The 23,202-nt window shown below is 43.7% G+C and carries 31 protein-coding genes and 3 pseudogenes; 11 read left to right on the forward strand and 23 right to left on the reverse strand.

Going from position 1 to position 23,202, the window contains the following annotated elements; all coding sequences use genetic code 11:
- Positions 1 to 47: 47 nt before the first annotated feature.
- The 6 genes and pseudogenes from GQR42_RS08450 to GQR42_RS08475 form a co-directional block, all read right to left on the reverse strand.
- Entirely contained in the window at positions 48 to 311 is a 264-nt protein-coding gene (locus GQR42_RS08450) for a hypothetical protein (RefSeq protein WP_158199624.1), read from the reverse strand.
- Positions 312 to 377: 66 nt separating this feature from the next.
- Positions 378 to 900: pseudogene (locus GQR42_RS08455) on the reverse strand (prepilin-type N-terminal cleavage/methylation domain-containing protein).
- Between the two features lie 186 nt (positions 901 to 1,086).
- Positions 1,087 to 1,305 (reverse strand): hypothetical protein, encoded by a 219-nt coding sequence (locus GQR42_RS08460; RefSeq protein WP_158199625.1) that lies wholly within the window; start codon positions 1,303 to 1,305, stop codon positions 1,087 to 1,089.
- 120 nt (positions 1,306 to 1,425) lie between these two features.
- Positions 1,426 to 1,800 (reverse strand): hypothetical protein, encoded by a 375-nt coding sequence (locus GQR42_RS08465; RefSeq protein ID WP_158199626.1) that lies wholly within the window; start codon positions 1,798 to 1,800, stop codon positions 1,426 to 1,428.
- Positions 1,801 to 1,875: 75 nt separating this feature from the next.
- Positions 1,876 to 2,049 (reverse strand): hypothetical protein, encoded by a 174-nt coding sequence (locus GQR42_RS08470; RefSeq protein ID WP_158199627.1) that lies wholly within the window; start codon positions 2,047 to 2,049, stop codon positions 1,876 to 1,878.
- A gap of 70 nt (positions 2,050 to 2,119) precedes the next feature.
- Positions 2,120 to 2,449, reverse strand: a complete 330-nt coding sequence (locus GQR42_RS08475; RefSeq protein ID WP_158199628.1) for a hypothetical protein — start codon at positions 2,447 to 2,449, stop codon at positions 2,120 to 2,122.
- Positions 2,450 to 2,726: 277 nt separating this feature from the next.
- On the opposite strand from GQR42_RS08475, the gene GQR42_RS08480 reads away from it, so the two are divergent.
- Together GQR42_RS08480 and GQR42_RS08485 are read left to right on the forward strand one after the other, a co-directional pair.
- A complete protein-coding gene (locus GQR42_RS08480) occupies positions 2,727 to 3,797 on the forward strand; it encodes an IS630 family transposase (protein ID WP_158199629.1) in 1,071 nt (356 codons plus the stop codon).
- A complete protein-coding gene (locus tag GQR42_RS08485; RefSeq protein WP_158199630.1) occupies positions 3,779 to 4,111 on the forward strand; it encodes a type II toxin-antitoxin system VapC family toxin in 333 nt (110 codons plus the stop codon). Before GQR42_RS08480 ends, GQR42_RS08485 begins: the two co-directional genes overlap by 19 nt.
- On the opposite strand, the gene ruvX is transcribed toward GQR42_RS08485, so the two are convergent.
- Both ruvX and GQR42_RS08495 read right to left on the reverse strand, forming a co-directional pair.
- The gene (ruvX, locus tag GQR42_RS08490; RefSeq protein WP_233271398.1) at positions 4,046 to 4,546 is read right to left on the reverse strand and encodes a Holliday junction resolvase RuvX; all 501 of its coding nucleotides are present in this window, start codon (positions 4,544 to 4,546) and stop codon (positions 4,046 to 4,048) included. The genes GQR42_RS08485 and ruvX overlap by 66 nt on opposite strands.
- A complete protein-coding gene (locus tag GQR42_RS08495) occupies positions 4,546 to 5,787 on the reverse strand; it encodes a GNAT family N-acetyltransferase (protein WP_158199632.1) in 1,242 nt (413 codons plus the stop codon). Before GQR42_RS08495 ends, ruvX begins: the two co-directional genes overlap by 1 nt.
- Positions 5,788 to 5,998: 211 nt before the next feature.
- On the opposite strand from GQR42_RS08495, the gene GQR42_RS08500 reads away from it, so the two are divergent.
- The 5 genes from GQR42_RS08500 to GQR42_RS28535 all read left to right on the forward strand — a co-directional run bounded on the left by GQR42_RS08500 (position 5,999) and on the right by GQR42_RS28535 (position 8,892).
- Complete coding sequence (locus GQR42_RS08500) at positions 5,999 to 6,505, forward strand: hypothetical protein (RefSeq protein ID WP_002741066.1); 507 nt, start codon at positions 5,999 to 6,001, stop codon at positions 6,503 to 6,505.
- 8 nt (positions 6,506 to 6,513) lie between these two features.
- A complete protein-coding gene (locus GQR42_RS08505) occupies positions 6,514 to 6,921 on the forward strand; it encodes an MAPEG family protein (RefSeq protein ID WP_158199633.1) in 408 nt (135 codons plus the stop codon).
- Between the two features lie 178 nt (positions 6,922 to 7,099).
- Positions 7,100 to 7,462 (forward strand): thioredoxin family protein, encoded by a 363-nt coding sequence (locus GQR42_RS08510; RefSeq protein ID WP_158199634.1) that lies wholly within the window; start codon positions 7,100 to 7,102, stop codon positions 7,460 to 7,462.
- A gap of 16 nt (positions 7,463 to 7,478) precedes the next feature.
- Positions 7,479 to 8,657, forward strand: coding sequence for an LL-diaminopimelate aminotransferase (locus tag GQR42_RS08515; RefSeq protein ID WP_158199635.1), 1,179 nt, complete (start codon positions 7,479 to 7,481; stop codon positions 8,655 to 8,657).
- Positions 8,658 to 8,688: 31 nt separating this feature from the next.
- A complete protein-coding gene (locus tag GQR42_RS28535) occupies positions 8,689 to 8,892 on the forward strand; it encodes a PEP-CTERM sorting domain-containing protein (protein WP_233271330.1) in 204 nt (67 codons plus the stop codon).
- Here GQR42_RS28535 and GQR42_RS08525 read toward each other — a convergent pair.
- The 4 genes from GQR42_RS08525 to GQR42_RS08540 are packed head-to-tail and all read right to left on the reverse strand — an operon-like array spanning position 8,869 to position 10,864.
- On the reverse strand, positions 8,869 to 9,675 hold the full coding sequence (locus GQR42_RS08525) for an Rpn family recombination-promoting nuclease/putative transposase (RefSeq protein WP_158199636.1): 807 nt from the start codon (positions 9,673 to 9,675) through the stop codon (positions 8,869 to 8,871). The two genes, GQR42_RS28535 and GQR42_RS08525, sit on opposite strands and share 24 nt — an antisense overlap.
- Positions 9,668 to 9,880 carry a hypothetical protein gene (locus tag GQR42_RS08530; protein WP_233271331.1) on the reverse strand — a complete coding sequence of 71 codons (213 nt, stop codon included), beginning with the start codon at positions 9,878 to 9,880 and terminating at the stop codon, positions 9,668 to 9,670. The genes GQR42_RS08525 and GQR42_RS08530 overlap by 8 nt, the downstream gene beginning before the upstream one ends.
- 22 nt (positions 9,881 to 9,902) lie before the next feature.
- Positions 9,903 to 10,718 (reverse strand): Rpn family recombination-promoting nuclease/putative transposase, encoded by an 816-nt coding sequence (locus GQR42_RS08535; RefSeq protein WP_158199637.1) that lies wholly within the window; start codon positions 10,716 to 10,718, stop codon positions 9,903 to 9,905.
- Positions 10,719 to 10,720: 2 nt separating this feature from the next.
- Positions 10,721 to 10,864, reverse strand: coding sequence for a hypothetical protein (locus GQR42_RS08540; protein WP_158199638.1), 144 nt, complete (start codon positions 10,862 to 10,864; stop codon positions 10,721 to 10,723).
- Positions 10,865 to 10,960: 96 nt separating this feature from the next.
- On the opposite strand from GQR42_RS08540, the pseudogene GQR42_RS08545 reads away from it, so the two are divergent.
- Positions 10,961 to 11,429, forward strand: a pseudogene (locus tag GQR42_RS08545) (6-bladed beta-propeller); the annotation flags it as partial.
- A gap of 128 nt (positions 11,430 to 11,557) precedes the next feature.
- Here GQR42_RS08545 and GQR42_RS08550 read toward each other — a convergent pair.
- Genes GQR42_RS08550 through GQR42_RS08575 form a run of 6 tightly spaced genes read right to left on the reverse strand, consistent with a single transcriptional unit; the run spans position 11,558 to position 15,986 of the window.
- The gene (locus GQR42_RS08550) at positions 11,558 to 12,442 is read right to left on the reverse strand and encodes an Rpn family recombination-promoting nuclease/putative transposase (RefSeq protein ID WP_158199639.1); all 885 of its coding nucleotides are present in this window, start codon (positions 12,440 to 12,442) and stop codon (positions 11,558 to 11,560) included.
- Entirely contained in the window at positions 12,443 to 13,300 is an 858-nt protein-coding gene (locus tag GQR42_RS08555) for an Rpn family recombination-promoting nuclease/putative transposase (RefSeq protein WP_158199640.1), read from the reverse strand. It lies immediately after the preceding gene.
- Positions 13,301 to 14,122 (reverse strand): Rpn family recombination-promoting nuclease/putative transposase, encoded by an 822-nt coding sequence (locus GQR42_RS08560; protein ID WP_158199641.1) that lies wholly within the window; start codon positions 14,120 to 14,122, stop codon positions 13,301 to 13,303. It abuts the gene before it with no gap.
- Positions 14,123 to 14,980: an Rpn family recombination-promoting nuclease/putative transposase gene (locus GQR42_RS08565; RefSeq protein ID WP_158199642.1), complete on the reverse strand. Its 858-nt coding sequence runs from the start codon at positions 14,978 to 14,980 to the stop codon at positions 14,123 to 14,125.
- A complete protein-coding gene (locus GQR42_RS08570) occupies positions 14,981 to 15,172 on the reverse strand; it encodes an aspartate aminotransferase (RefSeq protein WP_158199643.1) in 192 nt (63 codons plus the stop codon). It abuts the gene before it with no gap.
- Positions 15,173 to 15,194: 22 nt separating this feature from the next.
- A complete protein-coding gene (locus GQR42_RS08575) occupies positions 15,195 to 15,986 on the reverse strand; it encodes an Rpn family recombination-promoting nuclease/putative transposase (RefSeq protein WP_158199644.1) in 792 nt (263 codons plus the stop codon).
- 191 nt (positions 15,987 to 16,177) lie between these two features.
- Here GQR42_RS08575 and GQR42_RS08580 point away from each other — a divergent pair.
- Positions 16,178 to 17,256: pseudogene (locus tag GQR42_RS08580) on the forward strand (6-bladed beta-propeller).
- Between the two features lie 90 nt (positions 17,257 to 17,346).
- Here GQR42_RS08580 and GQR42_RS08585 read toward each other — a convergent pair.
- From GQR42_RS08585 to GQR42_RS08600, 4 genes are read right to left on the reverse strand one after another with little or no spacing between them, the layout of a single operon-like run.
- A complete protein-coding gene (locus tag GQR42_RS08585) occupies positions 17,347 to 18,231 on the reverse strand; it encodes an Rpn family recombination-promoting nuclease/putative transposase (protein ID WP_158199645.1) in 885 nt (294 codons plus the stop codon).
- Complete coding sequence (locus GQR42_RS08590; protein WP_158199646.1) at positions 18,232 to 19,113, reverse strand: Rpn family recombination-promoting nuclease/putative transposase; 882 nt, start codon at positions 19,111 to 19,113, stop codon at positions 18,232 to 18,234.
- Entirely contained in the window at positions 19,114 to 19,305 is a 192-nt protein-coding gene (locus tag GQR42_RS08595; protein WP_158199643.1) for an aspartate aminotransferase, read from the reverse strand.
- A gap of 22 nt (positions 19,306 to 19,327) precedes the next feature.
- A complete protein-coding gene (locus GQR42_RS08600) occupies positions 19,328 to 20,107 on the reverse strand; it encodes an Rpn family recombination-promoting nuclease/putative transposase (protein WP_158199647.1) in 780 nt (259 codons plus the stop codon).
- A 236-nt stretch (positions 20,108 to 20,343) separates the two neighbouring features.
- Between GQR42_RS08600 and GQR42_RS08605 the strand changes: the two genes are divergently transcribed.
- Positions 20,344 to 21,381, forward strand: a complete 1,038-nt coding sequence (locus GQR42_RS08605; protein ID WP_158199648.1) for a 6-bladed beta-propeller — start codon at positions 20,344 to 20,346, stop codon at positions 21,379 to 21,381.
- Between the two features lie 65 nt (positions 21,382 to 21,446).
- Here the strand turns inward: GQR42_RS08605 and GQR42_RS08610 are convergent, their stop codons facing one another.
- A complete protein-coding gene (locus tag GQR42_RS08610; RefSeq protein WP_158199649.1) occupies positions 21,447 to 21,647 on the reverse strand; it encodes a hypothetical protein in 201 nt (66 codons plus the stop codon).
- Between the two features lie 283 nt (positions 21,648 to 21,930).
- Here GQR42_RS08610 and GQR42_RS08615 point away from each other — a divergent pair, with 283 nt between their 5' ends.
- Positions 21,931 to 23,133: an ISAs1 family transposase gene (locus GQR42_RS08615; protein WP_233271010.1), complete on the forward strand. Its 1,203-nt coding sequence runs from the start codon at positions 21,931 to 21,933 to the stop codon at positions 23,131 to 23,133.
- Positions 23,134 to 23,202 lie beyond the last annotated feature (69 nt).

The raw sequence follows: 23,202 nt of genomic DNA on the forward strand, positions 1-23,202 counted from the left end.
TATGACAAAATGGCTATCCGGCGGGGAATGTCCCCACCGAATAAAGTTTACCAACCGCCGCAGCAGTGACGATACTCGTCATAGATTTCGTGTTGTCGTTCGAGGGCGGCGATTTCCTTCTCTTCTTGCCGTTGCCGAATGGTGCTATCAATGGCGGCCTTCATGATAGCGTTATCGCCGTGAGCGAGTCTGAGGGTGTAGAGTTCGACTGGGGATAGAGGAAAGAGGGTTCGTGTTAGTAGGGTGAGGTCGAGGTTGGGAAGCTGGGGGAATTGCCGGGAGAGGTAGTTCAATAAGGTTTGTTCTGTCATCGTTTTGTTTCTCGAATGATTTGCACCCGATGGCGTTAGCCTTTTCTCCCGTCTTTTTTTTCTTTTTCATCTCTGGCATCGGTTGTCTTCGCGGATATCCCATGAACCATCGACACGGAATAAAAATAAACAGCGTTTGGCGTTTGTTCCCTGGGCGGTCAGTGTCAGTCGGCCTAACTGTCCCCAAGAACCGCCCAGACCGCCTCTCGTGTCTGCCCAACTGACCCGGTAGAATCGTGCCGTTGTTTCCCCCGACACCGCTAACTCTTCTCAGGGTCGAATTAGCGGTGTCAATGCCGACCTCTGCCGTCAGAGACTGCCATTCACTGACCGTCTCGCAATCGTCGCTGGCTATCTTGGCCACCTCGATCCGTCCGTCGTCTTTCATGCAGAGGGTGGTGGGGGTGGTTCCACTTCCTGTTGCATCGAAGCGGGTAAACTTCCAATGTTGGGAGAGTTCAAAGGTGGCGGTGTTGAGACGAATTTCTGCTAGTAATCGGGAGAGCAGAGACAGACCGATGAGCAGCAGGATAGCGATTAGGGTTAAAGTGACGAGCAGTTCGAGAAGGGTGTGGCCGGATTGACGCATGGTGTTAACTCCCGTTGGTTTTCGACCGCACTCGACCGTTTTCTTTGTTTTCTTTTCCTATTTTTTGTATTCGTTGTCTCCCGACCGAGCTTTGTCTGAAAATTACTGGCGATCGTTTCCCTCGGTCAAAAAAGGCGATAGTCGCGACGACCATCGCCCAAGGGCAGAAAAAGTTTGATTTACCGATTAGAAATGAAGAGGATCGTCGCTGGGTTGCCAATTATCCGAAAGTTCTGGCTCATCTGGGTCGGGGTCGTCTTCTATTTCTGGTTCGGGACGGTAGATCGAGGCGTGAATACCTGACGGTAAATCCTCGGTCGGATCGTAATAATTATCGGAAAATTGTTGATATAGACGATAATCACGGAGGGTGTTAAGATAACTATCGAAAGTGTCGTTATCCATCGATTTTCTCGGAATATTTTACACCCCACCCCGAGAGTTTTTGTTATTTAATTTTTCTTTGATTTCTCCCTTCACCGAAGCAAAAAAAAGGAGAGGAAAACTCCTCTCCCATCACGTTAATTAACCTGGGTTCCAGTCTTGGGGAATGCTGTTATAGGAACCATATTTTTCTTCCCAAGCGCGACGGCGTTCCCAACTGCGTTTGTTGGCATCGATCAAGTCCTGCAAGGTCATATTGAATTTGCGAAGTGCATAATCCAGCAGTTGTTCGATCGTATAGGTTGGATTGTTGGGAGTGCCGAACGCTTCAGTGAATTTCTGTTTGAAGTCATCCCAACTGAAATCCTCGCCGTTGCGTTTCCGAGATAGCATACCCTGACGTTCCCGGATGGCATAGTACACTTGGGCATAAACCCGTTCTGAATGATCGGGGACGGCGAAGTTGCCGAGGGCTTCATCGGATACAGAGTTGACGGTTGTTTTCGGGACTGGCATGATTGTTTCTCCAGTTTCTAATGGTTTTCGCCAGTGATACCGTCTTTTTCGGTAATTTATATTGTTTTTATCTGTTTATCTGTCGTTTTTATCTTTTTGAGCGTTTAAACTAGACGGGGCTGGTTTACCTTGAAAAAGTTTAGTCAGTTGATAATGCTCTTTGATCGAGCGAATCGTTCCGAATGCTTCTAAACGGCAAAATAAGGTAGTGAAGTGTTCACCGAGGGAATAACAGGATAAGATTTTCATAGTTTAAGACCTCTGTTTGAATTTTCTCGACTAATACAGAGGTTTTCTTCAATGTTCTCTTTTTTTCTCTTTAAATCGGGTCTTCAAGCGACAAACCGCAAAATTCGCAATGGCGCTCGTTCCATGCCGCACCACAATCGGGACAACGGGGAGCGGTGTATGCGGTCGTGACCCGCCAGCGCCAGTAATTATCGAAAAAAATCGCCTCGATTGCCGTGACGGGTTCAGGTATGCGGTTGCCAATGCGATAAGGACAGTAAATGTGAAAGGTTTTCTGGTCGTCGGCATCGTAACCGACCCATATTCGGGCGTTGTCGGTTGTTCCCGTGACCGTTTGGATGACCCGAACGGTATTCGGTGGTGGTTGTTCGAGAAATTTTTCCGTGAAAGTGTTGTTCATGATTTTTCACAAATCGTTTTCACTTACGCCGGTCGGTTTTTTTGCTGTTTTCACCCTTTTTGTGGATGCCGTCTCCCGATTCTATTGCTATAGCTGGTCCGATTGCGGAAATAGGACGCTCCCGTAAGCGTCCATTGCGTGCTATTTTTCCAGTACCAATAATCTCGTTCTTACTCCCGTCGGTCGATCGCTTTCTAGAAATGCGTTATCAGGTAATACCATTTTTCAAAAAGTATGTCATACTTGGTAAAGGTATAGTTTGTGTGGTAAAAAGGCAATGAGTGGAGTCCCTAATATTAATGTTGCTGAGTCAGTAGAAGAATTAAAATCCTTGTTGAAGCAACAAGTAACCTCTTTAAACTTTGCTAAAGTACAATCCCTGTATCTACTAAAAATTAAGGAGGTAGAAACGGTTCGTCATCTCGCCGTGTTAATAGGACGCTCAGAAAGAACTATTCATCGCTGGTTAAGTTGTTATCGAGAAGGAGGAATAGAAAATCTCTTGTCAGAACCAGAAAAACTGGGAAGAACCAAAAAGATTTCAGTGGAAGAAGCCGCTCTAATTCAGAATGAATTAAAAGACCCAGAAGGATTTCAAAGTTATAAAGAAATTCATTTTTGGGTATCAATTGTTTTAGAAATACCCACCAGTTATAGAACTGTTTACCCTCTCGTAAGAAATGAATTACAAGCTAAATTAAAAGTGGCTCGACCTCACAATTTAAAACAATTACCAGGAGAAGTAAAAATATTCCAAAATAATCTATATGAACAGCTACAAGCTTTACTAGAAAAGGAATCTGAAAAAGTTAGTCAATATTTAAAAGTCCGCTTCTGCTGTCCAGATGAAAGTCGCTTCGGCTGTCCTACCATGGTCAGAAATAAAATAACAATTAAAGGCATAAAGCCCCTTGGTAATTTTCAGTATAATTTTCAATATCTCTGGCTCTATGGTTTAATAGAACCTCGAACAGGTAGCAGTTTTTTTTATGAATTCTCTCATTTAGATGGGGAATGTTTTAATCAATATTTAACGCTTTTTTCTCAAGCTTTTTCTGAGGAATTACATATTATTCAATTAGATAATGCTCCCGCACATACGGCGACCGACCTAGAAATACCTGATAATATTATCCTATTTTATCAACCTCCCTATTGTCCAGAAGTAAATCCAATTGAGAGAGTTTGGCTATATTTGAAAAACCTATTGGCCTGGGGCAATTTTAACTCCCTTGATAACTTAAGAAGTAAACTTTACCATCTTTTAAATTCTCTATCCAATGACACGCTCGGGTATTTGACGGGATGGTCTTGGATTTTAGAAGCTCTATGTCTGTCAGGAATTTAGAAAAATGGTATTACATTGAAATGGCAAACATTCTCTGGAAATATTTGCGGGCAGGACAATTGACGGCAAGCCAAGTTCAAGAGGCCTTGACCTTTCTAGAAGGTTATCCCCTGTGGGTTTTTTCTACTGTCCCTCTCATGAGAGAAGCTGTGAATCTCGGCATCGCCTATAATCTGACCGCCTACGATGGCTCTTATGTCGCCCTTGCCAAGCGACTAGACGCACCCTTGTTGACCTTGGATCGGAAGTTATTCGAGGCTTTGGCTACCAGTTCCCTTGCCGTTTTTTGGTTCGACGATTTCCCTATCCCCTAAAACAACACTATTAACTCGCCGTCGGCGATCGAGCCATTGTTGTAAAATAATCGCCGCCGCTTCCCGATCGATCGCTCCCTTATCCCAAGAGGAAAACTGTTTTTTGGCTTTTAAGAATTCTTCCGCCTCTAGGGACGTGCAGCGCTCATCAATGTATTCGAGGGGTAAATCCAAGGCGATCGCTAGTTTCCGGGCGTATTTTTGTACCTGTTTAGCCTGAAATCCTAGCTCTCCCGCCATGGTATAGGGCAGTCCCGCCACCAAAATCTTAATATTTCTTTTCTTGACAATTGCCTCAAACTGTGCTGTGTCAGCAACAAAGGAAGAACGGATAATCGTGGTCAAACCGGTGGCGATTAAACCTGTGCCGTCACATCCTGCCACTCCTACCCGTTTTTTGCCGATATCTAAGCCTAGGGCGGCGACTCTTTCCATCACACTGGATGCCCCTGATCGGGGGGTTCCGAAGGGGGTTTAGCGGGGGGAATTTCTCCCGGACTGTCGAGGGAGTCTAGGGGGGGATTATTGGGCCATTTTAACCAAGACATCCGACTAGGGATGGGAGTTCGCGGCACCGGTTGTAAACCCTGTAGCATTTCTGCCAGGGCGGAATTTTCTGGCTTAGTTTCGCGGATTTTGTGCCATACCGAGCGCGACATCATCAGGGTGTGGGAACTGCGGATCGCTCCCAATTGTTCCAGATATTCCCGTCTTTCGTGCTGATAATCAGCAGATATCAACTCTAGCGATCGAGGGGGATACTTGCGAGTGATCTGGGCCATCTGGATTAATAACTTAGGATAGAGCCAAGTGTAGGCAGGATGGACAATTAATTTCGCTTGATGGGGTCGCTCATCCTGATTGGATAGGATTAATTCAAAATAACCGATCGCCGCTTTTCGTTGTGGTTCAAAAACGTAACCGCGACTAATTGGCGGACCGCCGCAGCAACTTTGACAGCGATAGAGCAAACTATCAACTAAACTGATTTTAAAATCTTGGATATGGCGATCAAATACCTGACGTAGTAGCGGCGGCATAGACACACAATCTAATTGATAAAGCAATTGAGCGTCAGCATTGCTCACAGGCAGTAAATTCGGTAAATCTGCCTCTTGTTTCCCTAATTCCTGTAATAATTGCGGCGGTAAAGACCAATAGGTTAATTCTGCCAAAGGCTGAAAACCGTGTTGCCGGAAAAGTGCCAAACTGTCCTTTTGATTGATATTAACCTCTAACACCCAGGTGCGCGCTTCCCAAACCGTTTCTAGACAATAACGCAGTAATTGCGCCCCGATGCCCTTGGGTTCGCTTAAAGACTCCGCTGGATGCACCCGCACCTGTTCCACCCGCCAAGTGCTGCGACTACTATTAAAAGGGGTGACTTGGATTGCCCCGCGAATTTTCCCTTCTTCTCCCCGATTGACCAGGGACTCAGCCACATAGACATGAAAACGGTGTTGGAGAGGATTGGGAAAAAGACTGAGAATTTTAAACAACCCAAACCAAGGACGCACCTGTTGCACCTGCGTGCGGAAATTTTGGGCGCGACGATCAATATCCTCATCGAAGTCATCCAGGGTTAAAGCTTCAATGTCTTCCAAATCCCGATATTGTACGGGACGGATCTGGCGATCGCTAAAATCGTCCCCTTGGGGAACAGGAGAAGTGGTCATGGCTCTGGGGTAAATATCGTCTATGCACCTATCTTACAGCAGAATCTAGAGGCACTTCCCCACCAATAACAATTTCTGAGGGATCATAGGGGACCACCACAGAAAGAACACCTCGATGAGCAGCTGGGGTTTTCTGGCCAAATTTCCGATCATGACAATTTGATGCTACAATAACGGACGGTTAATCAGTCCGAATTTGCAGTAAAAGTCTTTGAGTCAATCTGTAGATACCACTAACACCCTAGACACTCTAGCTCAAGAACTAGCCGCCATTCAGCAGACCGGTTCTAAGCGCGTCGCTTTATTGGGTTCCCGTCACGTTCCCATCACGCACCAACAGTTGATCGAAATGATGGCCTATGCCCTCGTGCTGGCGGGCAATCGGATTATGACCTCTGGGGCGACGGGAACCAATTCCGCCGTCATTAAAGGGGCAATGCGGGCAGATCCTAATCTGTTAACCGTGATCTTACCCCAAAGTCTTGATCGCCAGCCCCTGGAATCCCAAGAACAACTCCAGCAGGTTATCCATCTGGTGGAATGTCCCGAAAATGATCATCTATCCCTAGGGGAAGCCAGCAGCCTCTGTAATCGCGAGATTATCAATCGTTGTCAACAGTTAATCTGTTTTGCTTTCCACGACAGTCAGACCCTTTTGCAAACCTGCGCGGAAGCGGAAGATCAACGCAAGCTAGTTACCCTATTTTATTTTGACTAAATTGAGCAATGAATCTCTCCGTCAGCGCCATTCTCCTCTATTCGATCCCGGCTGCGGCGATCTCTGTCTATCTACCTTTTCTTCTGGTCGCTTACGCTAGAGCTAAGGCGGGTTACGATACCTCCGCTCCCCGGGCAATGTTCGATCAACTCCCAGACTATGCTAAACGAGCAACTTGGGCTCATCAAAATGGTTTTGAAACCTTTATGATCTATAGTGCTGCTGCTCTGATCGCCTACGTTACAGGAGTCTCCTCATCCCTGGCTGCTAACTGTGCGATCGCTTTTGTGATCCTCCGGCTTTTATTTTCCCTTTTTTATATCACTAATATCCCGATCGCTCGTTCCCTGATGTTCGGCCTTGGTTCCCTCTGTACCTATACTCTCTTTGGGTTGAGTTTAGGCAAAATTCAGTAAAATTTCCCAAAACCTATGGAGGAGGGACGAGAAACGCTTCGGGAGCGGCGAAAACCCTGACGGGAAATCGGGGCAGAAGTTGCTTAACCCGAACTAGAATTAATGCGGTGAAAATTTTTTAGCCAATGTTTGAGGAACCGTAGAAGTGGATAATTGCGGAAAATTCCCCGGAACCTCTATGATGATCGGTAGCGATGGTAAGGAAATAAATACTGTGAGTAGCGTAACTGTCATTAGCGATCATACCTTTGAACAAGAGGTTTTTGAGGTCGAAAAACCTGTTTTAGTCTATTTTTGGGCCAGTTGGTGCGGTCCGTGTCGTCTGGTATCCCCCTCGATCGATTGGGTGGCGAAAACCTACGGCGAACGGCTAAAAGTAGTTAAACTAGAGGTGGACCCTAACCCCGACTCGGTGGCTAAATATAAGGTGGAAGGTGTTCCCGCTTTACGGATCTTTAAAGATAACAAACTTATTGCCACTCATGAAGGGGCGATCGGCAAACAACAATTACAATCTTTTATCGATACCTATGTCAGCTAATTAGGTATCTGTGGTTATGAATGACTTAACCCTAGCAAACCGCTTACAGGCACTGCAATCCAACGTTTTTGCCGATATGGATCGGGCAAAAGCTGCCAGTAGAGAAGCGGGTAATACCATTATCGATCTTTCGCTCGGTTCCTCCGATCTTGGTGCTGCTCCCCATGTTATCGATGCTATAGAGCGATCTCTCCACGATCCTCACACCCACGGCTATTTACTCCATAATGGTACGCGAGACTTCCGAATAACTGCCGCTAACTGGTATAGCGCTCGCTTTGGTGTCCCCGTCGATCCAGAAACGGAGGTTTTACCCCTAATCGGTTCTCAGGAAGGCACGGCCCATCTACCTTTGGCCCTTCTCAACCCCGGGGATTTTGCCCTACTCCTCGATCCGGGTTATCCCTCCCATTTGGGCGGTGTTGCCCTTGCAGGCGGTCAAATCTACGGAATGCCAATTTTGGCAAAAAATGACTTTCTGCCGGTTTTAGAGGACATTCCTGAGGCAGTGCTGGCACAATCGAAGCTGATGGTCTTGAGTTATCCCCATAATCCGACTACAGCGATCGCACCTTTGGCATTTTTCCAAAAAGCGGTTGATTTTTGCCGTCAGCATAATTTAGTCTTAATCCACGATTTTCCCTATCTAGACATCTTTTTTGCGGGAACATCGCCTCCCCCGTCAATTTTACAGGCCGATCGAGCTAAAACTAATTCGATCGAGTTTTTTACCTTCTCCAAGTCCTATAATATGGGCGGTTTTCGCGTCGGTTTTGCCATTGGCAACCGGCAGTTAATTATGGCTTTGCGACAGATTAAAGCTACGGTTGATTTTAATCAGTATTTGGGCATTCTCAATGGTGCGATCGCTGCTTTAACCGGTAATCAAGATTCAGTCAAAGAAACCGTCGCTATCTTCCAAAAACGCCGGAATGTGTTTATTAATGCCCTAAATCGCATCGGTTGGTCGGTTCCCACTCCGGCTGCCACTATGTACGTTTGGGCGAAAATTCCCCCCAGTTGGCCGGGTAATTCCGTCGATTTTTGTCGGCAATTGGTGGCCCAAACCGGTGTCGCTGTTTCCCCCGGTTCCGGTTTTGGTAAGGGTGGCGAGGGTTATGTGCGTTTTGCCTTAGTTCACGATCCCGATATTCTAGAGGCCGCCGTGGAGAAAATTGCGGCTTTTTTGGGATAAAACCGATATTCTAAGCAGTGGTTATGCTGCAATGGATAACTTTCGCCTTGTTGCTTCTGATATTTCGGGTGATATTGGTAATGTGTCCACGCCCGAACCTTCTGATATGATCGGACTAGGCATACTAGGTAGTGGTTTAGTGGTGTGTCGGTGTGGGGTGGGGAGACGGTGGGAAATTTTCCTAATTCCCCACCCTTTGCGGTTAAAAGCTTTAATTGTGCTGCTGTCTTTGTAATTCCTCGATAGTTGCCGGGGATAAATCGGTAAATCGGGCGATTTCTGAGATAGGAAAACCAGCAGATAGCATTTTCTGGGCAATTTGCCGAGCTTTTTCCTCTTTACCTTTTTGTAGTCCTTTTTCCTCGCCTTCTCGCCGTCCTTTTTCCTCGCCTTCCTCTAAAATATCTTGATAGATGACGGATTCTCTCATAATGTCACTCCGAAGGATTTTTTTAATCGTCTCTCGATTTAATACTAACCCAGCGAGAATACTGGTAGCGGCTGCGAGATTGCTTTGTACCTGTTTTTGGGAGATAGTTTCTAGAGAACGGGACACCAGACTTAACACCTGTTCGGGGTCATCAGTATTGCTGAGGACAGCAAAGGGTAATAAACCGGGATGATGGAAAAATTGTGGTGTCTTTTCTTCCCAAAGACGGATGACTTGGAAGGAATGAAAGGTTTCCCCCAGACGGAAGGTATTTTCTTGTACTAGGGGAGAATCACTACGTCGCAGATAAATTACCACTTGACGCATTGGTGTTTGGGGATGACGACGATAGACGCGAATGCGATAATCAAGCATTCGGAAAGGAATCTTAGAGTTGGGGTCGGTTTGAAATTCGGTATGGAGAATTAATTCCTCTGACTGCAAAAAAATCAGAGAATCAGCACGAATGGGGTCTAGTTGTAATTCCGTCGGGTCGAGGACGGTTAAGGAGAGGGGAGAACCTAATAACCAAGTGGCTAGATCATCGGAGAAGTTTTCGGCAATAAATTTACAAATATTATCAAACATCGTGAGCGTTTTGTCTTTTTAATTCCTCGATTGCGTTGGGGGATAAATCAGTAAATCGGGCGATTTCTGGGATAGAAAAACCAGCAGATAGCATTTTTAGGGCAATTTGCCGAGCTTTTTCGTCTTGACCTTTTTGTCGTCCTTCTTGTCGTCCTTTTTCCTCGCCTTCCTCTAAAATATCTTGATAGATGACGGATTCTCTCATAATGTCACTCCGAAGGATTTTTTTAATCGTCTCTCGATTGTAATTCCTCGATCGCGTCAGGGGATAAATCGGTAAATTGGGCGATTTCTGGGATAGAAAAACCAGCAGATAGCATTTTCAGGGCAATTTGTCGAGCTTTTTCCTCTTTACCCGCTTGCAATCCTTCTTGTCGTCCTTCTTGTCGTCCTTTTTCCTCGCCTTCCTCTCTGCCTTCCTCTAAAATATCTTGATAGATGACGGATTCTCTCATAATGTCACTCCGAAGAATTTTTTTAATCGTCTCTCGATTTAATACTAACCCAGCGAGAATACTGGTAGCGGCTGCGAGATTGCTTTGTACCTGTTTTTGGGAGATAGTTTCTAGAGAACGGGACACCTGACTTAACACCTGTTCGGGGTCATCAGTATTGCTGAGGACAGCAAAGGGTAATAAACCGGGATGATGGAAAAATTGCGGTGTCTTTTCTTCCCAAAGACGGATGACTTGAAAAGAATGAAAGGTTTCCCCCAGACGGAAGGTATTTTCTTGTACTAGGGGAGAATCACTGCGTCGCAGATAAATTACCACTTGACGCATTGGTGTTTGGGGATGACGACGATAGACGCGAATGCGATAATCAAGCATTCGGAAAGGAATCTTAGAGTTGGGGTCGGTTTGAAATTCGGTATGGAGAATTAATTGCTCTGACTGCAAAAAAATCAGAGAATCAGCACGAATGGGGTCTAATTGTAATTCCGTCGGGTCGAGGACGGTTAAGGAGAGGGGAGAACCCAATAACCAAGTGGCTAAATCATCGGAGAAGTTTTCGGCAATAAATTTACAAATATTATCAAACATCTTCAGGGATTACTTTCCGTTTCTCCTAGGATACCCTCGGTCGCTGGTGTTGACACACTGTATTCGCCGTAACTATTGCCGAAGAGAATCGTAGCACGGAATACATTATCGGCAAATCCATCACATCTTAACAGCAAATCTATCACATCTTAACAGCAAATTTATCACATCTTAACCAGAAATTTCTTGACAATTACTAAAGGAAGGACTAAGTTACAAACAGTTTAATTTTATGAAGTTTTATGCTATTAGCCAAACTTATCAATCATGGGGGGGGAGAAGCATAGCTTATCAAAGGCTCGGCTGAAATCCTTTTCTCTAGTCACGGCCACTGCGATCGGATGTATTAGTATCGCCAGCAGTGCCACTGCGGCCAGTTTTTCCTTCGCTTTCGGTAGCCAAGGTTCGGGGAACGGTGAGTTCTTTTTCCCCAACGGTATCGCCGTCGATGGCGGTGGTAATATCTATGTAGCTGATACGTTCAACAATCGCGTACAGGTATTCAACTCCAGTGGTGTCTTCCAGTCCACTTTCGGTAGCAACGGTTCGGGGAACGGTCAGTTCAATGCCCCCAACGGTATCGCCGTCGGTAGCGGTGGTAATATCTATGTAGCTGACACGGACAACAATCGCGTACAGGTATTCAGCCAAAGTCAGCCGCCGGTGTCCACTCCCGAACCTTCTGGTATTATCGGATTGGGCATACTAGGGGGTGGTTTAGTGGTGCGTCGCCTCGCTAAACGTCGTTAATCGGTGTGGGGTGGGGAGATGAGCCTAAATTTCCCTAATTCCCCTCCCTTTGCGGTTAAAAGCTTTAATTGTTGCTGAAATTGTTCAATCTAAGGCTTTTTTTTTAAATTTAACCATTGGTGCAAATCTTCCCAATCCGAAAAGTCCAATAAAGCAAGAGCTAAATTATCCAGTTGATTAGGATTTAACTGTTTAATTTTTTGTTCTACCTTTAAAGGAATAGAACCTAGTTTTAAATTTAGCTGACGCAAAATTAGGCTTTTTTTAGCGGATAATTCTCCTTCCTCTCTACCTCGTTCAATACCTTGTTCAATACCTTGTTCAATACCTTCCTCTAAAGCTTCTTGATAGACTTTAGTTTCTCTTAAATCACTTAAACTAAACATAGCTTCTATCTCCTTACGATTCATTTTCGGCAATTTATAAATGAGAATTGTCTCAATTAATTCTAGAATGTCCCGTCTTTTTAAAGACTCCTGGAATTGTTGTCTAACCTGTTGAATCAGTTCTTTTCCTTGTGCTAAGGTGTTTGGTTCCGATTCGACAATTAATTGTAACACTTTTACCCCCAGAGAATCCCCCTCATCTAACTGATTCAGATAATAACAGTTAACCCGACCTGACTGAAAGAATTCTTGATAACGAGATTTGGGACTGTTTTCAATTTCTGGATAAGGATAAATGATTACCCCTTGCCAATTGTTATTACTCTCACTCTGATGAAAATAGAGAAATATTTCACTAAAAAAGCGCGAGTAAAACCGTTCATCTTTTTGAAATTGTACCTCGACAAAGTAAATCGGGTCATTCAGGTTATCGGGAAGAAAGACCCCATCTAAACGAAAAGCTAGTTGTTTAACTTCTAGGGAGGAAAATTGATAATGATTGACGGTTTCTGGGGGAAGATTTAGCAAATCAAAGAAACTTTCAGGAAAAGTCTGAAAGAGACGATAGAAAATACTGTCCGTTTTCACTCAATTTTGTCCCTCAATGACTTGTTGTACTTGTTCAATTTCTAAGTCTAAAGCTTGGGCAATTTGTTCTCTAGTTAACCCTAAGACCGATAAACGGGGAATGGAGTTTAATTTAGCGGATAATTCTCCCTCTTGTCGGCCCCGTTCAATACCTTGTTCAATACCTTGTTCAATACCTCGTTCAATACCTCGTTCAATACCTTGTTCAATACCTTCCTCTAAAGCTTCTTGATAGACTTTAGTTTCTCTTAAATCACTTAAACTAAACATAGCTTCTATCTCCTTACGATTCATTTTCGGCAATTTATAAATGAGAATTGTCTCGATTAATTCTAGAATGTCCCGTCTTTTTAAAGACTCCTGGAATTGTTGTCTAACTTGTTGAATCAGTTCTTTTCCTTGTGCTAAGGTGTTTGGTTCCGATTCGACAATTAATTGTAACACTTTTACCCCCAGAGAATCCCCCTCATCTAACTGATTCAGATAATAACAGTTAACCCGACCTGACGCAAAGAATTCTTGATAACGAGATTTGGGACTGTTTTCAATTTCTGGATGAGGATAAATTATCACCCCTTGCCAATTGTTATTACTCTCACTCTGATGAAAATAGAGAAATATTTCACTAAAAAAGCGCGAGTAAAACCGTTCATCTTTTTGAAATTGTACCTCAACAAAGTAAATCGGTTCATTCAGGTTATCGGGAAGAAAGACCCCATCTAAACGAAAAGCGAGTTGTTTAACTTCTACGGAGGAAAATTGATAATGATTGACGGTTTCGGGGGGAAGATTGAGCAAATCAAAGAAACTTTCAGGAAAAGTCTGAAAGAGACGATAGAAAATACTGTCCGTTTTCACTCAATTTTGTCCCTCAATGACTTGTTGTACTTGTTCAATTTCTAAGTCTAAAGCTTGGGCAATTTGTTCTACACTTAGTCCTAAGACCGATAAACGGGGAATGGAGTTTAATTTAGCGGATAATTCTCCTTCTTCTCTACCTTCTTCTCTACCTTTTTCTCTACCTTCCTCTCTACCTTCCTCTAAAGCTTCTTGATAGACTTTAGTTTCTCTTAAATCACTTAAACTAAACATAGCTTCTATCTCCTTACGATTCATTTTCGGTAATTTATAAATGAGAATTGTCTCGATTAATTCTAGAATGTCCCGTCTTTTTAAAGACTCCTGGAATTGTTGTCTAACTTGTTGAATCAGTTCTTTTCCTTGTGCTAAGGTGTTTGGTTCCGATTCGACAATTAATTGTAACACTTTTACCCCCAGAGAATCCCCCTCATCTAACTGATTCAGATAATAACAGTTAACCCGACCTGACTGAAAGAATTCTTGATAACGAGATTTGGGACTGTTTTCAATTTCTGGATAAGGGTAAATGATTACCCCTTGCCAATTGTTATTACTCTCACTCTGATGAAAATAGAGAAATATTTCACTAAAAAAGCGCGAGTAAAACCGTTCATCTTTTTGAAATTGTACCTCAACAAAGTAAATCGGTTCATTCAGGTTATCGGGAAGAAAGACCCCATCTAAACGAAAAGCGAGTTGTTTAACTTCTACGGAGGAAAATTGATAATGATTGACGGTTTCGGGGGGAAGATTCAGCAAATCAAAGAAACTTTCAGGAAAAGTCTGAAAGAGACGATAGAAAATACTGTCCGTTTTCACTCAATTTTGTCCCTCAATGACTTGTTGTACTTGTTCAATTTCTAAGTCTAAAGCTTGGGCAATTTGTTCTACACTTAGTCCTAAGACCGATAAACGGGGAATGGAGTTTAATTTAGCGGATAATTCCCCTTGCTCTCTGCCTTCCTCTCTACCTTTTTCTCTACCTTCCTCTCTACCTTCTTCTCTACCTTTTTCTCTACCTTCCTCTCTACCTTCCTCTAAAGCTTCTTGATAGACTTTAGTTTCTCTTAAATCACTTAAACTAAACATAGCTTCTATCTCCTTACGATTCATTTTCGGTAATTTATAAATGAGAATTGTCTCGATTAATTCTAGAATGTCCCGTCTTTTTAAAGACTCCTGGAATTGTTGTCTAACTTGTTGAATCAGTTCTTTTCCTTGTGCTAAGGTGTTTGGTTCCGATTCGACAATTAATTGTAACACTTTTACCCCCAGAGAATCCCCCTCATCTAACTGATTCAGATAATAACAGTTAACCCGACCTGACGCAAAGAATTCTTGATAACGAGATTTGGGACTGTTTTCAATTTCTGGATGAGGATAAATTATCACCCCTTGCCAATTGTTATTACTCTCACTCTGATGAAAATAGAGAAATATTTCACTAAAAAAGCGCGAGTAAAACCGTTCATCTTTTTGAAATTGTACCTCAACAAAGTAAATCGGTTCATTCAGGTTATCGGGAAGAAAGACCCCATCTAAACGAAAAGCGAGTTGTTTAACTTCTACGGAGGAAAATTGATAATGATTGACGGTTTCGGGGGGAAGATTGAGCAAATCAAAGAAACTTTCAGGAAAAGTCTGAAAGAGACGATAGAAAATACTGTCCGTTTTCACTCAATTTTGTCCCTCAATGACTTGTTGTACTTGTTCAATTTCTAAGTCTAAAGCTTGGGCAATTTGTTCTACACTTAGTCCTAAGACCGATAAACGGGGAATGGAGTTTAATTTAGCGGATAATTCCCCTTGCTCTCTGCCTTCCTCTCTGCCTTCCTCTAAAATATCTTGATAGATGACGGATTCTCTCATAATGTCACTCCGAAGGATTTTTTTAATCGTCTCTCGATTGTAATTCCTCGATCGCGTCGGGGGATAAATCGGTAAATCGGGCGATTTCTGGGACAGGAAAACCAGCAGATAGCATTTTCAGGGCAATTTGTCTGGCTTTTTCTTCTTTACCTTTTTGTAGTCCTTTTTCCTCGCCTTCCTCTCTGCCTTCCTCTAAAATATCTTGATAGATGACGGATTCTCTCATAATGTCACTCCGAAGGATTTTTTTAATCGTCTCTCGATTTAATACTAACCCAGCGAGAATACTGGTAGCGGCTGCGAGATTGCTTTGTACCTGTTTTTGGGAGATAGTTTCTAGAGAACGGGACACCAGACTTAACACCTGTTCGGGGTCATCAGTATTGCTGAGGACAGCAAAGGGTAATAAACCGGGATGATGGAAAAATTGTGGTGTCTTTTCTTCCCAAAGACGGATGACTTGGAAGGAATGAAAGGTTTCCCCCAGACGGAAGGTATTTTCTTGTACTAGGGGAGAATCACTACGTCGCAGATAAATTACCACTTGACGCATTGGTGTTTGGGGATGACGACGATAGACGCGAATGCGATAATCAAGCATTCGGAAAGGAATCTTAGAGTTGGGGTCGGTTTGAAATTCGGTATGGAGAATTAATTGCTCTGACTGCAAAAAAATCAGAGAATCAGCACGAATGGGGTCTAATTGTAATTCCGTCGGGTCGAGGACGGTTAAGGAGAGGGGAGAACCCAATAACCAAGTGGCTAAATCATCGGAGAAGTTTTCGGCAATAAATTTACAAATATTATCAAACATCGTCAGGGATTACTTTCCGTTTCTCCTAGGATACCCTCGGTCGCTGGTGTTCACATCCTCCGTAACTATTGCCGAAGAGAATCGTAGCGCAGAATACATTATCGGCAAATTTATCACATCTTAACCAGAAATTTCTTGACAATTACTAGAGGAAGGGGTAGCTTACAATGAGTTAAATTGTATGAAGTTTTATGTCATTAGCCAAACTTATCAATCATGGGGGGGGGAGAAGCAGAGCTTATCAAAGGCTCTGCTGAAATCCTTTTCTTTAGTCACGGCCACTGCGATCGGATGTATTAGTATCGCCACCAGTGCCACTGCAGCCACAGCCACTTTTTCCTTCGCTTTCGGTAGCAACGGTACGGGGAACGGTCAGTTCGCTAACCCCAGAGGTATCGCCGTCGGTAGCGGTGGTAATATCTATGTGGCTGATGCTGGCAACAGTCGCGTACAGATATTCAACTCCAGTGGTGTCTTCCAGTCCACTTTCGGTAGCAACGGTACGGGGGACGGTCAGTTCGCTAGCCCCCTCGGTATCGCCGTCGGTAGCGGTGGTAATATCTATGTGGCTGATACGTTCAACAGTCGCGTACAGGTATTCAACCCTAGTGGTGTCTTCCAGTCCGCTTTCGGTAGCTTCGGTACGGGGAACGGTCAGTTCAGCTCCCCCTTCGGTATCGCCGTCGGTAGCGGTGGTAATATCTATGTGGCTGATACGTTCAACAGTCGCGTACAGGTATTCAACTCCAGTGGTGTCTTCCAGTCCGCTTTCGGTAGCAACGGTACGGGGAACGGTCAGTTCAGGTTCCCCAACGGTATCGCTGTCGATGGCGGTGGTAATATCTATGTAACTGATACTAACAACAATCGCGTACAGATATTCAACTCCAGTGGTGTCTTCCAGTCCACTTTCGGTAGCAACGGTTTGGGGGACGGTGAGTTCTTTAGCCCCGTCGGTATTGCCGTCGATGGCGGTGGTAATATCTATGTGGCTGATGCTGGCAACGATCGGGTACAGGTATTCAACTCCAGTGGTGTCTTCCAGTCCACTTTCGGTAGCTTCGGTTTGGGGGACGGTCAGTTCGCTAGCCCCGTCGGTATTGCCGTCGATGGCGGTGGTAATATCTATGTGGCTGATACGAACAACGGTCGCGTACAGGTATTCAGCCAAAGTCAGCCGCCGGTGTCCACTCCCGAACCTTCTGGTATTATCGGATTAGGGGTACTAGGGGGTGGTTTAGTGGTGCGTCGCCTCGCTAAACGTCGTTAATCGCGCTTGGGGTGGGGAGATGGTCGGAAATTTACCTAATTCCCCACCCTTTGCGGTTAAAAGCTTTAATTGTTGCTGAAATTGTTCAATCTAAGGCTTTTTTTTTAAATTTAACCATTGGTGCAAATCTTCTAAATCCGAAAACGCCAACAACGCAAGAGCTAAATTATCCAGTTGATTAGGATTTAATTGTTTAATTTTTTGTTCTACCTTTAAAGGAATAGAACCTAGTTTTAAATTTAGCTGACGTAAAATTAGGCTTTTTTTAGCGGATAATTCTCCTTCCTCTCTACCTCGTTCAATACCTTGTTCAATACCTTGTTCAATACCTTCCTCTAAAGCTTCTTGATAGACTTTAGTTTCTCTTAAATCACTTAAACTAAACATAGCTTCTATCTCCTTACGATTCATTTTCGGCAATTTATAAATGAGAATTGTCTCAATTAATTCTAGAATGTCCCGTCTTTTTAAAGACTCCTGGAATTGTTGTCTAACTTGTTGAATCAGTTCTTTTCCTTGTGCTAAGGTGTTTGGTTCCGATTCGACAATTAATTGTAACACTTTTACCCCTAGAGAATCCCCCTCATCTAACTGATTCAGATAATAACAGTTAACCCGACCTGACGCAAAGAATTCTTGATAACGAGATTTGGGACTGTTTTCAATTTCTGGATGAGGATAAATTATCACCCCTTGCCAATTGTTATTACTCTCACTCTGATGAAAATAGAGAAATATTTCACTAAAAAAGCGCGAGTAAAACCGTTCATCTTTTTGAAATTGTACCTCAACAAAGTAAATCGGTTCATTCAGGTTATCGGGAAGAAAGACCCCATCTAAACGAAAAGCGAGTTGTTTAACTTCTACGGAGGAAAATTGATAATGATTGACGGTTTCGGGGGGAAGATTCAGCAAATCAAAGAAACTTTCAGGAAAAGTCTGAAAGAGACGATAGAAAATACTGTCCGTTTTCACTCAATTTTGTCCCTCAATGACTTGTTGTACTTGTTCAATTTCTAAGTCTAAAGCTTGGGCAATTTGTTCTACACTTAGTCCTAAGACCGATAAACGGGGAATAGAGTTTAATTTAGCGGATAATTCTCCCTCTTGTCGGCCCCGTTCAATACCTTGTTCAATACCTTGTTCAATACCTCGTTCAATACCTCGTTCAATACCTCGTTCAATACCTCGTTCAATACCTTGTTCAATACCTTCCTCTAAAGCTTCTTGATAGACTTTAGTTTCTCTTAAATCACTTAAACTAAACATAGCTTCTATCTCCTTACGATTCATTTTCGGTAATTTATAAATGAGAATTGTCTCGATTAATTCTAGAATGTCCCGTCTTTTTAAAGACTCCTGGAATTGTTGTCTAACTTGTTGAATCAGTTCTTTTCCTTGTGCTAAGGTGTTTGGTTCCGATTCGACAATTAATTGTAACACTTTTACCCCTAGAGAATCCCCCTCATCTAACTGATTCAGATAATAACAGTTAACCCGACCTGACTGAAAGAATTCTTGATAACGAGATTTGGGACTGTTTTCAATTTCTGGATAAGGGTAAATGATTACCCCTTGCCAATTGTTATTACTCTCACTCTGATGAAAATAGAGAAATATTTCACTAAAAAAGCGCGAGTAAAACCGTTCATCTTTTTGAAATTGTACCTCGACAAAGTAAATCGGGTCATTCAGGTTATCGGGAAGAAAGACCCCATCTAAACGAAAAGCGAGTTGTTTAACTTCTAGGGAGGAAAATTGATAATGATTGACGGTTTCGGGGGGAAGATTGAGCAAATCAAAGAAACTTTCAGGAAAAGTCTGAAAGAGACGATAGAAAATACTGTCCGTTTTCACTCAATTTTGTCCCTCAATGACTTGTTGTACTTGTTCAATTTCTAAGTCTAAAGCTTGGGCAATTTGTTCTACACTTAGTCCTAAGACCGATAAACGGGGAATGGAGTTTAATTTAGCGGATAATTCCCCTTGCTCTCTGCCTTCCTCTCTGCCTTCCTCTAAAATATCTTGATAGATGACGGATTCTCTCATAATGTCACTCCGAAGGATTTTTTTAATCGTCTCTCGATTGTAATTCCTCGATCGCGTCGGGGGATAAATCGGTAAATCGGGCGATTTCTGGGACAGGAAAACCAGCAGATAGCATTTTTAGGGCAATTTGTCGAGCTTTTTCTTCTTTGCCCTTTTGTAGTCCTTTTTCCTCGCCTTCCTCTAAAATATCTTGATAGATGACGGATTCTCTCATAATGTCACTCCGAAGAATTTTTTTAATCGTCTCTCGATTTAATACTAACCCGGCGAGAATACTGGTAGCGGCTGCGAGATTGCTTTGTACCTGTTTTTGGGAGATAGTTTCTAGAGAACGGGACACCAGACTTAACACCTGTTCGGGGTCATCGGTATTGCTGAGAACAGCAAAGGGTAATAAACCGGGATGATGGAAAAATTGTGGTGTATTTTCTTCCCAAAGACGAATAACTTGGAAGGAATGAAAGGTTTCCCCCAGACAGAAGGTATTTTCTTGTACTAGGGGGGAATCACTGCGTCGCAGATAAATTACCACTTGACGCATTGGTTTTTGGGGATGACGACGATAGACGCGAATGCGATAATCAAGCATTCGGAAAGGAATCTTAGAGTTGGGGTCGGTTTGAAATTCGGTATGGAGAATTAATTGCTCTGACTGTAACAAAATCAGAGAATCAGCACGAATGGGGTCTAGTTGTAATTCCGTCGGGTCGAGGACGGTTAAGGAGAGGGGAGAACCTAATAACCAAGTGGCTAGATCATCGGAGAAGTTTTCGGCAATAAATTTACAAATATTATCAAACATCTTCAGGGATTACTTTCCGTTTCTCCTAGGATACCCTCGGTCGCTGGTGTTGACATCCTGTATTTGCCGTAACTATTGCCGAAGAGAATCGTAGCACGGAATACATTATCGGCAAAATTCAATTCTAATCATCGACTAAACTCTATAAATTTCAGCAAATTTATCACATCTTCCCAGAAATTTCTTGACAATTACTAGAGGAAGGGGTATAGTGGGAGCAAATTTTCTGAAGTTTTATGTCCCTATCTAAAGTTATCAATCACGGGGAGGGGGAGAAACATAGCTTATCAAAGGCTCTGCTCAAATCCTTTTCTTTAGTCACGGCCACTGCGATCGGATGTATTAGTATCGCCAGCAGTGCCACTGCGGCCGATTTTAAATTCGCTTTCGGTAGCCAAGGTTCGGGGAACGGTCAGTTCAATAACCCCTTCGGTATCGCCGTCGGTAGCGGTGGTAATATCTATGTAGCCGATACTGCCAACAACCGCGTACAGGTGTTCAACTCTAGTGGAGTCTTCCAGTCCACTTTCGGTAGCTTCGGTACGGGGAGCGGTCAGTTCAGTTCACCCAGTGGTATCGCTGTCGATGGCGCAGGTAATATCTATGTGGCCGATACTCTCAACAACCGCGTACAGGTGTTCGACTCTGGTGGAAACGTCCAGTCCACTTTCGATGGCTCTGCTTCGGTGGCGGGTCCGTTAAATTGGCCCCAAGGTATCGCCGTCGGTAGCGGTGGTAATATCTATGTAGCTGATACGCTCAACGATCGCATACAGGTGTTTAACTCCAGTGGAGTCTTCCAGTCCACTTTCGGGAACAGTTATTTGAGTATGCCCCAAGGTATTGCCGTCGGTAGCGGTGGTAATATCTATGTAGCCGACACTGCCAACAACAGCGTAGAGGTGTTCGACTCCAATGGATTCTTCCAGTCCACTTTCGGTAGCTTAGGTTCGGGGGACGGTGAGTTCATTTCACCCACTGGTATCGCTGTCGATAGCGATGGTAAGATCTATGTGGCCGATACTGTCAACAACCGCGTACAGGTATTCAACCCCAGTGGTGTCTTCCAGTACGCTTTCGGTAGCTCCGGTACGGGGAACGGTCAGTTCAATAACCCCTCCGGTATCGCTGTCGGTGGCGGTGGTAAGATCTATGTAGCTGATACGTTCAACAATCGTGTACAGGTATTCAGAACGCCCGAACCTTCTAGTATTATCGGATTAGGCATACTAGGGGGCGGTTTAGTGGTGCGTCGCCTCGCTAAACGTGGTTAATTGCGCTTGGGGTGGGGAGATGAGCCGAAATTTCCCTAATTCCCCACCCTTTGCGGTTAAAAGCTTTAATTGTGCTGCTGTCTTTGTAATTGCTTGATCGCGTTGGGGGATAAATCGGTAAATTGGGCGATTTCTGGGATAGGAAAACCAGCAGATAGCATTTTTAGAGCAATTTGTCGAGCTTTTTCTTCTTTACCCTTTTCCTCGCCTTCCTCTAAAGCTTCTTGATAGACCTTAGTTTCTCTTAAATCACTTAAACTAAACATTTTTTCAATAGAAATCGTGCAAGTTAATTATATGTTAGAATAGGGGGCTAACTAATTTTCCCAAAAAAATTAGTTATTCATTACGAATGTACTGAATAAGAACTTAAAGTTTAACTTTTAACTCAAAACTCTTTAGATATGCTTGAATTTGGTTCAGGGTAATCGCACGTCGTTTTGTAGAAAACGTAACAGACAGAGGTGACTGAATGTCATGCCTAGCAGGACGAGCTGATATAAGTTAATCTGAGAGGAAGCAAAAAGTTACATGGTGTAGCAGTTGAGCATGGCATCCGGTTTTGGTCTCCTAGTTTTAAACCCCAAGCAAGAGCGAGAGGCAAAGGTTTTAAGAAACAGTGTCTTGAAACATTTTCAGCATCTAGAAGACCCGAGGGCGGACAGGGGGCGCAATCATAGCCTAGTCTCGATAATTACCATAGCTATCTTGGCGGTATTAGCTGGTGCCGATGGGTTTGTCGCCATAGAAGCCTACGGACAAGCCAAGCAATCTTGGTTGGAAACATTTTTAGACCTACCGAATGGCATACCTTCCCACGATACCTTTGGCAGAGTGCTAGGGATGCTAGAACCCAAGCAATTACAGTCAGGATTCCTGGCTTGGATAGAGGAAATCACCGAGAAATTGAACATAGAACTAATCCACATAGATGGGAAAACGGCCAGAAATTCTTATGACCGAGAGGAAAAGCTGAAAGCTTTGCACACCGTCAGTGCTTGGAGTAGCGAACATGGGTTAGTCTTAGCCCAAGAAAAAGTGGACAGTAAATCCAATGAAATTACCGCCGTGCCGCACCTGCTGCAATTGCTCAATCTCAAGGGAGCGATAGTCACCTTGGATGCCATGGGAACCCAGACTGAAATTGCCCAACAAATCAAGTCTGGGGCTGGAGATTACGTCTTAGCCCTCAAAGGCAATCAGGGCAAGCTCTTTCAACAAGTAGAAGGCTGGTTTGACCAAGCTATAGCCGGGGATTGGCAAGGGATTGAATACAGCTACCACGAAAAGGTGGAGTCGGGGCATCACCGGCTCGAAACCCGTCAAATTTGGGTAGTGCCAGTGTCTCAATTACCGCCCCTGCATCGGCAGAGTCTCTGGCCTGGCCTAACCACCCTAGTCATGGTTCGCAGTGTCCGCCAATTATGGAATAAAACTACGACAGAAATTCGCTTCTTCATCAGTAGTTTAGCAGCCGATGCCCAAAAACAGGCCGAGGTGATTCGCAGGCATTGGAGTATCGAAAATAGTCTCCATTGGGTACTCGATGTTACCTTTAATGAAGATGCCAGTCGGATTCGTCTAGGCTATGGAGCGGAAAACCTAGGTCTGTTGCGCCGTTTAAGTGTGAATCTGTTAAAGCGAGAACCCTCAAAAATGAGCCTAAAGATGAAACGGTATAAGGCAGGCATGAACAATGATTTCATGGTGAAAATCTTAGCCGCCAGTGCCGTTGACAGAGAGGGGAGGTAGATGTTAATCTTGCAGTTGATCAGGAGTTTTGGGAATTTAAGGAACTGAGTAGATAAGCTCAGTTCGGGG

Origin of the sequence: Microcystis aeruginosa FD4, from assembly GCF_009792235.1 — a bacterium.
GTDB classification, from domain to species: Bacteria; Cyanobacteriota; Cyanobacteriia; order Cyanobacteriales; family Microcystaceae; genus Microcystis; species Microcystis viridis.

Excerpts from the sequence above, each read along its gene's own strand:
- GQR42_RS08450 (WP_158199624.1), bottom strand. The coding sequence starts at position 311 with ATGACAGAACAAACCTTATTGAACTACCTCTCCCGGCAATTCCCCCAG.
- GQR42_RS08460 (WP_158199625.1), bottom strand. The coding sequence starts at position 1,305 with ATGGATAACGACACTTTCGATAGTTATCTTAACACCCTCCGTGATTAT.
- GQR42_RS08465 (WP_158199626.1), bottom strand. The coding sequence starts at position 1,800 with ATGCCAGTCCCGAAAACAACCGTCAACTCTGTATCCGATGAAGCCCTC.
- GQR42_RS08470 (WP_158199627.1), bottom strand. The coding sequence starts at position 2,049 with ATGAAAATCTTATCCTGTTATTCCCTCGGTGAACACTTCACTACCTTA.
- GQR42_RS08475 (WP_158199628.1), bottom strand. The coding sequence starts at position 2,449 with ATGAACAACACTTTCACGGAAAAATTTCTCGAACAACCACCACCGAAT.
- GQR42_RS08480 (WP_158199629.1), top strand. The coding sequence starts at position 2,727 with ATGAGTGGAGTCCCTAATATTAATGTTGCTGAGTCAGTAGAAGAATTA.
- GQR42_RS08485 (WP_158199630.1), top strand. The coding sequence starts at position 3,779 with ATGTCTGTCAGGAATTTAGAAAAATGGTATTACATTGAAATGGCAAAC.
- ruvX (WP_233271398.1), bottom strand. The coding sequence starts at position 4,546 with ATGGAAAGAGTCGCCGCCCTAGGCTTAGATATCGGCAAAAAACGGGTA.
- GQR42_RS08495 (WP_158199632.1), bottom strand. The coding sequence starts at position 5,787 with ATGACCACTTCTCCTGTTCCCCAAGGGGACGATTTTAGCGATCGCCAG.
- GQR42_RS08505 (WP_158199633.1), top strand. The coding sequence starts at position 6,514 with ATGAATCTCTCCGTCAGCGCCATTCTCCTCTATTCGATCCCGGCTGCG.
- GQR42_RS08510 (WP_158199634.1), top strand. The coding sequence starts at position 7,100 with ATGATGATCGGTAGCGATGGTAAGGAAATAAATACTGTGAGTAGCGTA.
- GQR42_RS08515 (WP_158199635.1), top strand. The coding sequence starts at position 7,479 with ATGAATGACTTAACCCTAGCAAACCGCTTACAGGCACTGCAATCCAAC.
- GQR42_RS28535 (WP_233271330.1), top strand. The coding sequence starts at position 8,689 with ATGGATAACTTTCGCCTTGTTGCTTCTGATATTTCGGGTGATATTGGT.
- GQR42_RS08525 (WP_158199636.1), bottom strand. The coding sequence starts at position 9,675 with ATGTTTGATAATATTTGTAAATTTATTGCCGAAAACTTCTCCGATGAT.
- GQR42_RS08530 (WP_233271331.1), bottom strand. The coding sequence starts at position 9,880 with ATGAGAGAATCCGTCATCTATCAAGATATTTTAGAGGAAGGCGAGGAA.
- GQR42_RS08535 (WP_158199637.1), bottom strand. The coding sequence starts at position 10,718 with ATGTTTGATAATATTTGTAAATTTATTGCCGAAAACTTCTCCGATGAT.
- GQR42_RS08570 (WP_158199643.1), bottom strand. The coding sequence starts at position 15,172 with ATGAGAGAATCCGTCATCTATCAAGATATTTTAGAGGAAGGCAGAGAG.
- GQR42_RS08575 (WP_158199644.1), bottom strand. The coding sequence starts at position 15,986 with ATGTTTGATAATATTTGTAAATTTATTGCCGAAAACTTCTCCGATGAT.
- GQR42_RS08595 (WP_158199643.1), bottom strand. The coding sequence starts at position 19,305 with ATGAGAGAATCCGTCATCTATCAAGATATTTTAGAGGAAGGCAGAGAG.
- GQR42_RS08600 (WP_158199647.1), bottom strand. The coding sequence starts at position 20,107 with ATGTTTGATAATATTTGTAAATTTATTGCCGAAAACTTCTCCGATGAT.
- GQR42_RS08605 (WP_158199648.1), top strand. The coding sequence starts at position 20,344 with ATGTCCCTATCTAAAGTTATCAATCACGGGGAGGGGGAGAAACATAGC.
- GQR42_RS08610 (WP_158199649.1), bottom strand. The coding sequence starts at position 21,647 with ATGTTTAGTTTAAGTGATTTAAGAGAAACTAAGGTCTATCAAGAAGCT.
- GQR42_RS08615 (WP_233271010.1), top strand. The coding sequence starts at position 21,931 with ATGGCATCCGGTTTTGGTCTCCTAGTTTTAAACCCCAAGCAAGAGCGA.